The sequence below is a fragment of the Methylomonas sp. Uni0009 genome, from assembly GCF_054188105.3.
Map to the genome: position 1 here is coordinate 553,378 of NZ_JBTAFN010000001.1, position 13,197 is coordinate 566,574.

Below are 13,197 nucleotides of genomic sequence, written 5' to 3' on the forward strand. Positions count from 1 at the left end.
AAGCCTCACAAGCAGCGTGGTCTATTCCAAATCGCCAGTACCTCATGCCTGTCAAACAGCTACAGTTGCTGATTAAACTAAGTCTGCTGCTTTTCCTGGCAGCTTGCAGTACCCCGGCCATGCGCCTACATGAGCAAGCCACGGCATTCGGCTTTCAGGCCTTGGAGTCGGAAGCCGCCGGATTCAAACTGACATCGTTTACCCGCTTACCACCATCCGCCGGTAAACGCCTGCATGTTTATCTCGAAGGTGACGGCTACCCTTGGGAACGCGGACTATTTCCGGCCTCTGACCCCACTACCCGCACAGCTACCGTCCTGTCATTAATGTCTTCCGACCCGAAGCCCGCTTTGTACCTGGGACGGCCATGCTACAACGGCCACGCCGGCGACCCCGGCTGCTCGCAAAGCTTGTGGACCGGCGCCCGCTATAGCGAGCGCGTGGTAACGTCGATGACCCAAGCATTAACAGAGTTCTGCACGCTAAACGGTTACAGTGAAGTGGTGTTGATCGGCCACAGCGGCGGCGGCACGTTGGCGCTATTGATCGCCGAGCGCTTGCCGCAAGCAGTCGCCGTGGTGACGCTGGCGGGGAATTACGACATCGATATCTGGGCCGATCATCACGGCTACCAGCGTTTGCATGACTCTCTAAACCCGGCTACCCGTTCCGCCGGCAAACCTGGCATTGTGGAATGGCATCTGCTGGGTCAACGCGATAACAACATTCCGCCGGCATTATTCCAACAAGCCCTGGAGCAACGCCCCAACAGCCACGTACAAATCGTTGATGCCGATCACGGCCATGGCTGGCAAGACATTTGGCCGCATATGCTAAAACGCCTGGACCACCAGCCCTAGCCATTTGCGGGGTAGCGGATTTCTGCTATGGTTGCCAGATAAAATCAATCATTCGAGGCGGCACACCATGGCGACACAAAGAGTATTGAACCGTACGCTGGCATTGGCAATTGGCGGCATTTTAATGTCCGCCTGCGCCCGCGACGTCAGCCAGGAAGAAATGGCCAAAGCCACCGAAGGCTATATCGTGGCCGACACCAGCAAACTGTTTGTCGTCGATTGCCTGCTGCCCGGACAGGTACGCAAGCTAGGCTCGCAGATGACTTATCTCAGCGCCCGCCGCCCCATCCGCACCACCGCCGCCGATTGTGAAGTCCGCGGCGGCGAATATGTCGCTTACGACCGCGCCAACTACGCCAGCGCCTTAAATATCTGGCTACCCAAAGCCCAGGAAGGCGATGCCGCTGCCCAGTTGTACGTCGGCGAAATTTTCGAAAAAGGCCTGGGTACGCCAGCCGACTACAAAGCCGCCGCGCAGTGGTACGAAAAAGCCGCCAATCAAGGTAACTCGCAAGCACAATTGAACTTGGGACATCTTTACGAAAAAGGTCTGGGCGTTACAGAAGACAAGGAAACCGCGCTGCGCTGGTATCGCAAATCGGCCGGCCTGGAAGACGCCGGTATCCAGTTCGCGCCCGCCGTCAATGCTCAAGCCATCGCCAACAGCGAAGAATTGGCCACCTTGCGCAGCGAAGTAGCCGAGTCCCGCCGTGAAGCGGAGCAACTGCGCGAGCAACTGCAAAGCACCCGCCAGCAAACCCTGGATCAACAAGAGAGTTTGCGTAAGGCTCAAGACGAGTTGGAAGCCTTGCGTAACAAACTGCAACAACAAAAATCCACCACGCCCGGCGGCTCCAGCGACATCGAATCGCTGGAAAAACAGTTGCGCGAAAAGGAAAGCCAATTAAAAGACCAACAAGCCAAACTGGGCAGCTTGACGCAATCTCTCAGCCAAGAAAGACAACGCATGAAACGCGAACTGGAAGCGGCGCGCCAGCAAAGCCCCAGTGCTAAAGCCGTTGAAAGCAAAACCAACGACATCGAAAACAAGCTCAACGAAAAAATCGAAACTTACCAAAAACAATCGGCGGAACTAACCGGCTGGCTGACCTCACAGGACAAACTGGACAGGAATCAAATAGATTTGCGCAAGCAGGCCTTGCAACAGCAAGCCAAGGAAATTGCCGCACTGAAAGAAAAATTACAGCAACAAGCATCCAACGTGGTGGCTTCGGGCAACGGTCCGAATATCGAATTACTGGAACCCGCCGTCACCGTCACCCGGGGTATTCCCAGCATTCAATTTGGCTTGGGCGAAAGCAGCAAACGCATCGTCGGCAAAATCGACGCGGCGACCGGCCTGAGCCGCTTGCTGTTGAACGACAAAGCGATAAAAGTCGATGCCAACGGCCGTTTTGAAACCGACGTGAGTTTGAAAGGCGACGAAACCTTGGTGCGCATCGTCGCTACCGACAAACGCAATCAAAGCAGCGATTTAAGCCTGCGCTTGCTGGCTTCCGGCAATGCGGCCGAGGCAGTGTTTCCGAGCAGCAACGGCAGCGAATTGAAACGCTCCGGCGATATTCAATTCGGCAAATTCTACGCCATCATCATCGGCAATAACGAGTACGGCGCTTATCCGTCACTAAAAACACCCATCGCCGACGCGAAAAGCCTGGAACTGTTGTTACGTGAGCGCTACGGGTTTAAAACCAAATTGCTGATCAATGCCAATCGCCACACGATCATGTCGGCGTTTAACGAACTGAATCAAAAACTCACCGAACAGGATAATTTGCTGGTTTATTACGCCGGCCACGGCGAGATCGACAAGAAAAGTCAGACCGCCTATTGGCTCCCGGTCGATTCGGAAACCGGCAATAGCGCCAATTGGATTTCCAGCCAAAGCATCACGGAATTTTTGAGCATCATGCCGGCCAAGCACATTATGGTGGTAGCCGATTCCTGCTATTCCGGCGCGTTGACCGGTTCGGCAGTGGCCAAATTGCCGGAGGGCATGGACGACGCCAAGCGCGAACGCTGGTTAAAAGCCATGAACAGCCGCAAAGCCCGCACCGTGCTGACTTCAGGTGGCGTGAAGCCGGTGATGGACCAGGGCGGCGGCGACCATTCGGTGTTCGCCAATGCGTTTTTGAAAGTATTGCGCGGCAACAAACGCATCATTGAAGATTACGACATCTTCCGGGATGTCGCCAATCAAGTACGTGCATCGGCGGCTCGCGGCGGTTTCGAACAAATGCCACAATACGCCCCCTTACAGCACGCAGGCCACGAAGGCAGCCCGTTCTTTTTTGTGCCGGAAGTTTAGGCGGATTGGCTATTCAGACTGGAAACCACCATCTATTCCGATGAATGGTCGGCCACTAAACTCGATAGGATTATGCGGGTAGTGATTTAGGTTTTTGGAAGTCACGAACTGTCACAGCCGACCCGTTGCGGCCTATCATTTCTCCGTCGAGTAATATACAAAAGGAAGATCATATGCAGATCAATAAATTATCGTGCCGGAGAGCGTTTTTCGGTAGCTATACGGAAACTATCTAATTCCTTGTTGGGCTGGCAAGGGAAACTGAGAACTCATGGATACAACGAAGAAGGGCGATAAACTCGAAGATCAGGTTTTCGAAGTATTTGAAAGCCAGATTGCCGAGGACTGCTTTTTTTCGAAACGCGAATTTTGTAAGATTTTTCGGAAGAAAGGGTATTACTCGAAAGATCGAGAGAAGAACATAATCTTTGACGTTTCTATCGAAGTAACACTTCCGGGACAAGAATGTTATTCATTGTTGTTTCTTATCGAATGTAAAAACTATGGTCACAGCGTACCCGTTGACGACGCAGAGGAGTTTTTTACTAAAATACAACAAATATCGGGTGCGGGTGCTAAAGGAATTATTGTATCTACAAATTCTTTTCAAGATGGAGCCTTCAAATTCTCTAGGTCAAAAGGGATTGGCCTGCTTAGGTATTTTAGTAAAGAGCGGCTGGAATGGGTGCTTACCCGTTCTCCGTCAAGTATGGCGTCAAGTTCGATTGCTTCATCGGAACGGTCCAATAGTTATCAAGCTCTCCATGATGAGACTTTCGGTAGCAGGTATTTTGATTTTTATGGTTGTGTAAACGATACATATACAGTTTCATCAAACCAATTTTTTTTCCTCTTTAGCTCGAACCGACGCTGATCCAGATTTCCTCAAAGCGCTTGCAGCAGTTGAGCAATCAACGAAGGAATCTCGCTTGTGCGTGCCATATCTGGAGAGGGAAGAGGTAGAAAGTCGGGCTGTTGCCATTCTTTCTGAAATAGAGTACGTGTCAGGCGTTGTCTCAATTAACTCTATTTGTGATTACCTAAAAGTAAATTCGACGCTTGTTGTGAAGACAAACGCAAACCTACCCAGCGGAGTCCTCGGCCAGATTGCGTTTGGACCAGACATTATTTCCATCGACAATGATCAGGCGTCAACAAACGAACGAACTCGGTTTACACTAGCTCATGAGCTAGGTCACTATCTGTTGGAGCATGGCAAGTTTATGGCGCGAGAAAGTTGCCATGAAGAAGATATAGCCATTGATGATTTCGATGCCATCGACTTAAAAGATATTCGCCGTTTGGAGTGGCAAGCAAATTACTTTGCCTCATGCTTGTTATTGCCAAAAGAACAATTTGAGAAAGAGGTATTTTGGCAAGCACAGAGATATGAGCTCTCTGATCGCGGGTTCGGGTTGCTGTATTTAGATGACCAGCGATGCAATATCGATACATTTCATAAAGTAACAGCTCCTCTGATGAAAATGTTCCAGGTTTCGCGAACCGTAGTAAAGCTGCGGCTAATCAAGCTTGGGTTTCTCAATGAAGCCAGATAGATACCGTTTTAACCCCGTTCATGCAAGCGAAAAATCAGGATCAAAAGGTTTCCCGGATTTCAAGATAGCGAAAGCCAGGTGAATGAGCTTACGCATGGCGGCGCAGCAAGTAGCCTCGATGGAATCGAGGAGTCGAAGGCCAACACCCTTAAAATTTGGCGAGGTTAGTCTGATGACGGATGGTCAACACTCTCGATTCCGCTAACGCTGCATCAACGCTACGCAAGACCTGGGTCATAGGATGTGCTGAACAGTGTGAAGCGTATCGTTCGCGATTAGTGCGGTTCGTAACTCACCCTACACCCGCTTTTGCTGGACATTTACCATTGAAAGTTTCGTTCCTTGAGGCAAGGTGAGTTTTGGCCGATCACTGCCAACGGTGGGCTTCGATTTGGAGTACCTGCAGTTTAGAATCAGGAATCGTTGGCGGATTTATTGGAATACGCAGACAGATTGATCAGCCGGACAAACAACGCTCACCCGGCTGATGTTTAAACAGCGGAAACTATCATTTCCACTTTTTAAGCAGCCCTTTTAACCCGGCAGGCTTGGCGGGCTCGACTGCGGCAACTGCTTCGGGAATCGGCTCGGGTTCCGATGCTACCGGCTCAGGCGCAACGGCAGGCTCTGCCGATTTTTTACCGAATAAACCTTTCAGCTTACCGCCAACGCCGGCGGCCGGTTCTTTGATCGCTTCCGCGGCAGTTTCCGCGATTTCCACCACATTTTCCTTAAGTTCAGCGGCCGCCTCCACGACAGGTGCGGCGACCTCTTCCAACTCTTCCCGGATAGCCTCGGCAGCAACTTCTGTCTGTGTTCCCAGCTTTTGATCCAACTTGGCCATTTGCTGCATGGTGTTGTTCAACATTTGCTTGAACTTGCCGAAACCGCCGCTTTTTTCGGCCAATTTATCAACGGACGACTGTTTCGCCGGTGCCGGCTCGGCAACTACAGGTTTCGGATTATCTACAACCTGCGCAATTTCACGCTCCACTGGCTTTTGCGGCTCTAAAGGCGCCTGAATCACAACAGGTTCAGCAACAACAGCCGGCGAGGGATGGATAACGGCGGGAGCTTCGTTGATAACAACTTTGGGCTCCGGCTGAGATGCCGGCTGCGAGTAAACAGGCGCAGGAATCGCCGAATGTTTGGCCGAGTCTGCGTAACGCGCCAGTTCAGCTTGATGTTTGGCTTGAGCCTCGGCCAGCAGTTTTTCCGCGTTGGCTTGTTCGCGCTCGCGCAGAATTTTTTGCTCTTCCACCGCCAATTCCAGTTTATTCAACTGTTCGGTTTGCGATTCCAAACGTAATTGGAGCGGCCCCAATAGCGCATCTTTTTCAGCAACTTTGGAAGTTTCCGCCCACAGCGCCAGTTGCAGCTCGGTTTTGCCTTGTTGTTCGGCTTTAAAGCGCTCGGTAATTTGCGCGGTGAGCGCGAAATATCGTGACCACAGATCAGTCGATTGCAGATCGTTGGCGGCCGGTAAGGCCGGCTCGGTCAATTCAAAACCACTGGCCAAGGTTTTGACGCTGTCGATCACCTGCCGATTTGCCTGTACCAGTTTTTCTTCCAGACCGGCTGCACGTTGCGTTTCGTTATCAGCAACGGCTTTGGCAGCTTCCAACTGCTCGGTATTGGCAGTCAATTGCTCTTGCAAGGCTTGCTGTTGCTGTTGCGCCGCCTCCAAATCAGCTTGTAAGGCAAGGCGCGCTTTTAAATTGATGGCATTGGTTTTTTTTAAAAAATAAATCCTGATGCTGTAAAACATCGCCGTCAGCAACCACACGGCAAGCGCTAAAGCGCCGGCATATTCCTGGTTTTCCAGCGTAAATCGATACCAATCCGACAGTATGCTTTGAATCATGGGCAAATAAGCTTCCATAAATAATCCTGGCTAATATAGTTTTTATAATAATGACGTAGGCTTCCGACCCGGAACAGCAGATAGCTAAGCTGAGACAGGCGAAAGCCAGTATATCAGTTTGACTCTGCAACTTTACCGTAAGCTGCTGGAATAGGACAGAAAAACGCCCACCCAAAAACGGCTGCACACCGTCTGCAACGGGTGGCCGGCAGCCTCGGCAAATTCAAAATGGATTGTTTACGTGCGGGCTGTATGTTATGGAGATTCCCGGTACGGCTTGCCCTGAGGCATCAAGCTTTCGGTTTGAGGCGCGTGGTTCTTTTGGGCTGGCGCTAATTAAACAGCTCAAGCCTGCTCGGTCTGGCGTTAGGACCTGAGAGCGTAAAGGCTTAACGACGAGCCGCGACGTAATGGTTTTCAGAAGAAGGAAGTTTTCGGGAATGAGCTGCGCGGGGGTTTAAACAATGCCGACACGCCCGCACTGCGTCTGCCGCATGACTTAGGGCTGTTTTCACGCTATGGTCTGGCATCAGTACCGACACTAGCGGCTTACTCCAATCCGGCAGCCGCACCGCCCAGATTTAATAGATCGCCAGCGCAAACCGGGCTTTTTTTGGATGCGATAAAGTTGCCCTGCAAACCGCTCCTTAGTATCTGAAACTGGGCATGATCGCGCGCAGATACTTTAAGCTCTTTGCCGCTTAGCCACCGATTGCTCTAACAGTTCTGAATATTTGCGGTAATCCAACTGATAGTCTTTTTGCCACAAAGGATTGGCAAGAATATGCTCAACATCCAATGCATAAGGAATACGCTGACCGCGATGGTCGCAGGCGCCGCCTACCTGTTGCATTTCAAACCCCTCTTTCTTAACCGCGTAAGCCAAAGACGGCGTTACCAATATGTACCACTGTTTAATATCGTTCCGCGCCGAGTAGACAACCGCCGCCCGATACAAACCCCACATTATGCTGCGAGTCTGATTTTTAATGGTATGCAGATAACGAATGTTACCGCTGTCCTTGGCAACTTGCTCAGCGTCTTGCTCCTGTTGCGGGAAAGCCCTCGGGGCAAAGCGTCTGGCTTCTCTCAATACGCAGAGGCGGGATATTTCTATGGATTGTTGGTATTGCTGATCGGTTATAGGCTGATCGGGAACGCACTTGGCTTCGAAAGGGAAAACGGCTTGGTTCTGATAAACCAAGCGTAACGCGCCCAGCCACTGCCCGGTGTATCGGTGCCGAACCATGAAATGCACGGAATGGCGGTCCCATTCATCGAACTCCATTTGTTCCGGAAAATTTTCTTTGTCCTCATACCCCATTTCGTCGCAATAAACTTGGTATCTGAGGTTGTAATGAATGCGTTTGCTTTCAGGCGTGTCAGCTAAAAAAACCTCAAAACAACTATCAAATGAATGCTTTTCAGAAATCAAGATGAAACTCCATAACGTAATTAATCAAATTCCCTAAACATCCGGGCACTACTCTTCAAACTCAAAGAATTGATAACAACTGTTGCTGTTATCCCCGCTCTATCGGTGAAAGACCCTATCGGCCTTTTGCACATCCAACCTTGTATTTTTTTCCGAATTTTTGCTGAACCATACCGGCGCGACGCCTACGTACAATTAACAAAAAAAACCGGTTCTGACCGGAAAAACACAATGTTGGTTAGGAATCTACAGAGTCAAGATGAAGAAAAACTGTAATTTAGATTAGGATAAGATGAAGATTGGATTAATTTTAGAACCAGTTTTGCCGTTATTCCGCGGAAATACTGGCTTAGTCGTCATGAGGAAATCATCGATTTACGATCTGCCGTTAAGGCTATTTTCAGAAATAGCGCCCGCCCAATAAGCTTTATGCAAACTAAAGCGTCTGTTCAAGCTCTGCGGCATTCTAGCGTGCATCCCCCCGCCCATTTTATAGCCCAGCCATTTCAGACCGGTGCGCAAACACGCCGAAGGCAGCAGCCAGGGCGCATTTTTCAATAGATACTTCAACTCCGACACGACAAAACGCCGGCCTTCGCCGGAAGCACCGCCAAAGGTCTGCTGCAACCAAGGCGTATGGGCGTGAAAAACGCCAATATCGAAATAGCGCTTAAATTCGTCGGCAAATCCGTAATCGTGGGAATGAAACACAGCGGCATCGCCGCAATAAGCCACCTTCCAGCCGTTTAGCAACATCTTGCCGACCACAAAAGTATCTTCGTTCATGATGGTATTCAACGGAAACCCGCCAACGCCCATCAACGCGCTGCGCCGGTACGCGGCAAACGAATTGGAAATAAACGCCGTCTTGATGCCGAATTGCGCCTTATCTTGCAAACTGCGCAACTGACTTTGCGGCGGATAATTGAATAAACGGGCATGCGCGCCGATTGGCGCGGCGTTGCAATGGGGCAATTGCCGGCCGTAAGCTGCGCCGACACTGTCGTCTGTAAACGCTGCCAGTAAGTTTTCGATGGCATCGGGGGCCGCCAGCAAGGCATCCTGAGTCAAAAACACCAGAATATCGGCATCCGCCAGCCGGTTCACGCCAAATTGCCGGGTGCCGCCATGATTAAACTCGGACTTGGCTATCACTTGCACCTCAAAACCCGCGTCGCGAGCCAAAGCCACCGTATGGTCGGCGGATGAGGAATCTATCAGCAGCAAATAATCCGGCTTCACGGTTTGTGCGGCAAAGGCTTGTAACCACGATTCCCAAAGTTCGCCGGCATTCAGAGTCGGCACGATCAGACCCACTTTTTTATTCATAAGACGAACCTTCTATTAAGGACTGCGGCAATTTAACGTGATCGGCTTTTGTCATCACTTTCCAGACTTTATCGCCTAATTTAACCGGGTCCAGCTGCTGTTCGACATATTCGCGGCTACGCAGCGCCATGTCTTGCCAAGTCGCTTGAGTCACCACTTGCGTTTGCCGTAGCACCGCACAAACCGAAGCCTCATTGCGCTCGAACACCAAACCTGCGCCATAGATTGCCAAGTGATCCCAAGCCAAACCTTTCGCGACCAACACCGGCCGGCCGGCTGCCATGGCCTCCGCAACCACATTGCCAAAATTTTCGCGCATACCGCCGGTTTCCTCCAGACCGGACGGCAACACCAGGAAATGACTGTCGGCCAACAACTGCTTCACTTCGGCAACCGGCAAATAGCCTTTATAACTGATAGCACCGCCAGCCTTCGCCAGCAAAGCCTGAAATTCTTCAAAATAAGCCCCATCGACACTGCGGCCGGCGACCACCAAACGGTCATTTGGCCGGCGCGTTTTTAACCAGGCCCGGATAAACGCATTGATGCCTTTTTCTTGCTGCACGTGCCCCAGAAAACACAATTGGGTGCCCTCGCCTTGCGGATAGCCGGCGACTTGAAACTCGCGACTGTCGATGCCGTTCGGCACCAATAAAACCTTGGCGTCCGGCCCCAACACGTCGGTGACGCCCGCCGCTTCGGTATCACTGGTGCAATGCACCGCAATGGCCCGGCGCAGGGTCGGAAAAGTCAACCACTTGTAAAACAACCATTTATGCGGCTTTTGCCGACGAATCAGCGCCACATGTTCCGGCATCAAGCCGCCGTGTACCGCCACCATAAACGGCCGGCGCAGCAATACGCAAAACATTGCCGCCAGCGTGGAAGGCCACGTAGCAATGCCGTGGATATAGATCCGGGGTGCCTGCCAACAGAGCTTGAAAATCTTTGCAACGGCGCCCAAACCAAAGCCCCAGCGTCGAAAGCCGTAACACCGGTACAGCCTGACATCGACTTGCTTGCCCAGCTTGACATCCTCGGCGCGCAAGCGACCGTCTATCGACTCGTCGGCGGCGACCAGCGCCATGTTGTGGCCGCGCTCCACCCAGGCCTTGGTCAACACGCCACAGGTCACCGATACCCCACCATAGCCTTTGGCCGGAGGCACATGGGTCGTGACAATACCTACATCCATTTCATTTCTCCCGAAACAGTCTTTAAATACATTTTTCCGATTTGCCGTAGGTCAAAAACCCACGCCAGATCCCGACCAAGTTGTAAAACGAATACGCCAGTTTTTGCGGATTGAAGGTGAGCAGCGCCAAGGCCATTTTCAACACCGGCGCGACCATCATCTTGCGCACGATGTAATACCAAATGAACGCATCGTGCTGATTGGTAAACTTGCGGATATACGCGCCGATGCCGGTGGAATACATCAACATCCTGGCCGTACCAAGTGTGTAATGGTCCTTGTTGGCGTGAAAAATCTTGATCTCGGGCGTGTAAAACGCATTGCCGCCGGCGCGCAGCAAGCGGTACAGCAGCTCAAAACCTTCCGCCCCCGAATATTTGGAACCGATGCCAAAATCGTGATCCAGATGAAACTGCTGCCTATCGACCCGTTGCAGATCAAAAAACTGAGTAAACTCCACGCCCATCATCCGAAAGCGATTGAAATAGCCGGCTTTGTGGCTATTCACGCCGATGCTGAACCGGGTCGCGGAAAAGTCGTAGGAACCGGCCACCAGAATGGCCATATCTGCGCGCTGCTTAAATTCCGCGACCACTTTTTCCAACACATCCTGGTCATAGGCACAATCGTCGTCGGGAAAGGCGACGATGCGGCCTTGCGCCAAACCGATACCGTAATCCCTGGCCCGGGCGTTGCCGGTGAATTGCACTTTGACATGCTTGATGTCCATCAACGCTCGGTAAGAGTCCAAAATGGCGTCAATCTTGCCGTCGCGATTTTGATCGATAACAATCAGCTCGAAGTTTTTATAGGTCTGAAACAGCAGCGATTTCAAAAAGTCCAAGACTTCCGCGTCCCTGCCCAAAGTTGCCAACACCAACGAAATTTTCATACCGCACTCCTTGCCCAGTTACCGGCTTTTGCTTGCAAATAAATCGTGGCTTCGTACCAAGTAAACATCAGCGCAAACTCCAACCCTGCCGCACCGTCCAAAAAACCGCCACGCAGCAGGTAGTGATAACAAAACCGCGCCAGTATTCGCAGCCAGGAGCGTCCCAGCAATACGCTCAAGCGGCCGCGCGTGGTCATCACCGCGCCGGCGGTGGGTTGCAATTGCACTTCCTGCGCAGCCTTACCGACGTGCTTGTGCATCCACTCGATAATTTCGCCGTGGTAAAAATAATGCTCGTAAGGAATATCGGAATAGCCTATCCGGCAGCTATCCAACACCGCTTCGCCATGCCCGGTGTGGTTGCGTACAAACCGGGTAGTCTCGCGGCGCACCAGTCGGGGGTGATAAATGGGATAACCGGGCGCATGGTTCAAGCGTTTGCCACGCAGATACAACACCGAAGGCACCATCAACACGTCGATAATGTGAGTTTCGGACAATTTGGCCTCAAACCAGTCGTAAAAGGCCTGCGGATAAATTTCGTCGGCATCGACGAACAAAATCCACGGCGTGTCTATGCCGCATTGACGAATCGCGAAATTGCGTTGCTCTGCAAAACCCGGCCAGGGATTACGATGAATCGCACAGCCCCGCTCTTGGGCAATTGTTAGCGTGTTATCGGTACTGCCGGAGTCGACAATCGCGATGGGGTAGCGTTCGGGGATACCGGCCAAACAGCGCGGCAGATTGGCTTCCTCGTTTTGGGTCAGAATAACGACGGTCAACATGGCTTATTGCTTCACCGCGTACACGTTCAGGTAAATGCCCAAACCCAAGGTATCCATTAACGCCGCAAACGGTATCTGCGCATACTTCACCAAGGTGTCGGCCAGCTTGGCCAGGCTGCCGGTCAGGCCCAAGCGCCTGGATAGCGCGTTGTACTGAATCCGGGTGACTTGCTCGGTTTTAACCACCCGCAAGCCGTGACGCTCCAACAAACTTTTCAGACCTTTTTCGGTAAAGTAATTGACGTGTTCCGGCACCCACAAGCAGGCGTTCTCCTTGGTACCCAGCAGTTTGACCAAAAACGACGCATAGTTAGGCACCGCACAGGCCAGCACGCCGCCGCTCTCCAGCAGATCGGCCACTTTAGAAATAGTGCGGTCCGGTTCGAGTATGTGCTCCAACACTTGCGACATCACTACCACGCCAAATGCCTGTTCCGGCTGATACTGCTCGAACATGATCGGCAAGGGCTCGTCGCCGTTTAAATCCTGGAACACCCGATTTTCATACTGGCCGGGATTGATGCTGACGGTGCGATAACCCAGCAAGCGCAAGGCGCGGGTATAAAAGCCAAACCCGGAACCAATGTCCAAAGCCCGGTGGTTGCCGGATTTGTTCAACTGATCGGCTTGCAGCACCATGCGCTTGGCATCCACGATGCAGTTAGGAAACGCCGCCTCGCGACCCATCACTTCATCCAACGTAATCGCTTGCGTCAACGCCTGCCCGGAATATTGATAGATGGCTTGCAACCATTGCCGATGCGGCGGTTGATTCAAAAAGCCGGTGCCGCAGCAGGCGCAGCGGTAAATCCGAAAGGCTTTTCTGCTGGCACTATCGGTATACAGATAGTCCTTTTCCCGCCAAAAACCGATTTTTTCCGCGCCGCAAGCTACGCAGGCGCGCAGCACTTCGCCATAGATTTCTGTTGTCATTGTTGCGTATGTCATC

General features: G+C 51.9%; 11 protein-coding genes. 4 read left to right on the plus strand and 7 right to left on the minus strand.

Annotated features, from left to right (window positions below):
- The first annotated feature begins 44 nt into the window (after nucleotides 1-44).
- The 4 genes from ACWAU0_RS02605 to ACWAU0_RS02620 all read left to right on the plus strand — a co-directional run bounded on the left by ACWAU0_RS02605 (nucleotide 45) and on the right by ACWAU0_RS02620 (nucleotide 4,745).
- Complete coding sequence (locus ACWAU0_RS02605) at nucleotides 45-860, plus strand: alpha/beta fold hydrolase (protein WP_458138220.1); 816 nt, start codon at nucleotides 45-47, stop codon at nucleotides 858-860.
- 67 nt (nucleotides 861-927) lie between these two features.
- The gene (locus ACWAU0_RS02610; RefSeq protein WP_101051765.1) at nucleotides 928-3,189 is read left to right on the plus strand and encodes a caspase family protein; all 2,262 of its coding nucleotides are present in this window, start codon (nucleotides 928-930) and stop codon (nucleotides 3,187-3,189) included.
- 271 nt (nucleotides 3,190-3,460) lie between these two features.
- Nucleotides 3,461-4,063 carry a restriction endonuclease gene (locus ACWAU0_RS02615; RefSeq protein ID WP_458138221.1) on the plus strand — a complete coding sequence of 201 codons (603 nt, stop codon included), beginning with the start codon at nucleotides 3,461-3,463 and terminating at the stop codon, nucleotides 4,061-4,063.
- A 61-nt stretch (nucleotides 4,064-4,124) separates the two neighbouring features.
- Nucleotides 4,125-4,745, plus strand: a complete 621-nt coding sequence (locus tag ACWAU0_RS02620) for an ImmA/IrrE family metallo-endopeptidase (RefSeq protein WP_458138222.1) — start codon at nucleotides 4,125-4,127, stop codon at nucleotides 4,743-4,745.
- 508 nt (nucleotides 4,746-5,253) lie between these two features.
- Here ACWAU0_RS02620 and ACWAU0_RS02625 read toward each other — a convergent pair.
- The 7 genes from ACWAU0_RS02625 to ACWAU0_RS02655 form a co-directional block, all read right to left on the minus strand.
- Nucleotides 5,254-6,627 (minus strand): hypothetical protein, encoded by a 1,374-nt coding sequence (locus tag ACWAU0_RS02625; RefSeq protein ID WP_458138223.1) that lies wholly within the window; start codon nucleotides 6,625-6,627, stop codon nucleotides 5,254-5,256.
- 667 nt (nucleotides 6,628-7,294) lie between these two features.
- Entirely contained in the window at nucleotides 7,295-8,044 is a 750-nt protein-coding gene (locus ACWAU0_RS02630) for a PEP-CTERM/exosortase system-associated acyltransferase (protein ID WP_458138224.1), read from the minus strand.
- A gap of 375 nt (nucleotides 8,045-8,419) precedes the next feature.
- Entirely contained in the window at nucleotides 8,420-9,373 is a 954-nt protein-coding gene (locus ACWAU0_RS02635; protein WP_458138225.1) for a glycosyltransferase family 2 protein, read from the minus strand.
- Nucleotides 9,366-10,568 carry a glycosyltransferase family 4 protein gene (locus tag ACWAU0_RS02640; RefSeq protein ID WP_458138226.1) on the minus strand — a complete coding sequence of 401 codons (1,203 nt, stop codon included), beginning with the start codon at nucleotides 10,566-10,568 and terminating at the stop codon, nucleotides 9,366-9,368. The genes ACWAU0_RS02635 and ACWAU0_RS02640 overlap by 8 nt, the downstream gene beginning before the upstream one ends.
- 22 nt (nucleotides 10,569-10,590) lie before the next feature.
- Complete coding sequence (locus ACWAU0_RS02645; protein ID WP_458138227.1) at nucleotides 10,591-11,460, minus strand: glycosyltransferase family 2 protein; 870 nt, start codon at nucleotides 11,458-11,460, stop codon at nucleotides 10,591-10,593.
- Complete coding sequence (locus tag ACWAU0_RS02650; RefSeq protein ID WP_458138228.1) at nucleotides 11,457-12,248, minus strand: glycosyltransferase family 2 protein; 792 nt, start codon at nucleotides 12,246-12,248, stop codon at nucleotides 11,457-11,459. The genes ACWAU0_RS02645 and ACWAU0_RS02650 overlap by 4 nt, the downstream gene beginning before the upstream one ends.
- Before the next feature lie 3 nt (nucleotides 12,249-12,251).
- On the minus strand, nucleotides 12,252-13,181 hold the full coding sequence (locus tag ACWAU0_RS02655; RefSeq protein WP_523070757.1) for a class I SAM-dependent methyltransferase: 930 nt from the start codon (nucleotides 13,179-13,181) through the stop codon (nucleotides 12,252-12,254).
- Between the last annotated feature and the right edge of the window lie 16 nt (nucleotides 13,182-13,197).

Coding starts and splice junctions, on each gene's coding strand:
- ACWAU0_RS02605 (WP_458138220.1), top strand. CDS start 45: ATGCCTGTCAAACAGCTACAGTTGCTGATTAAACTAAGTCTGCTGCTT.
- ACWAU0_RS02610 (WP_101051765.1), top strand. CDS start 928: ATGGCGACACAAAGAGTATTGAACCGTACGCTGGCATTGGCAATTGGC.
- ACWAU0_RS02615 (WP_458138221.1), top strand. CDS start 3,461: ATGGATACAACGAAGAAGGGCGATAAACTCGAAGATCAGGTTTTCGAA.
- ACWAU0_RS02625 (WP_458138223.1), bottom strand. CDS start 6,627: ATGGAAGCTTATTTGCCCATGATTCAAAGCATACTGTCGGATTGGTAT.
- ACWAU0_RS02635 (WP_458138225.1), bottom strand. CDS start 9,373: ATGAATAAAAAAGTGGGTCTGATCGTGCCGACTCTGAATGCCGGCGAA.
- ACWAU0_RS02640 (WP_458138226.1), bottom strand. CDS start 10,568: ATGGATGTAGGTATTGTCACGACCCATGTGCCTCCGGCCAAAGGCTAT.
- ACWAU0_RS02645 (WP_458138227.1), bottom strand. CDS start 11,460: ATGAAAATTTCGTTGGTGTTGGCAACTTTGGGCAGGGACGCGGAAGTC.
- ACWAU0_RS02650 (WP_458138228.1), bottom strand. CDS start 12,248: ATGTTGACCGTCGTTATTCTGACCCAAAACGAGGAAGCCAATCTGCCG.
- ACWAU0_RS02655 (WP_523070757.1), bottom strand. CDS start 13,181: ATGACAACAGAAATCTATGGCGAAGTGCTGCGCGCCTGCGTAGCTTGC.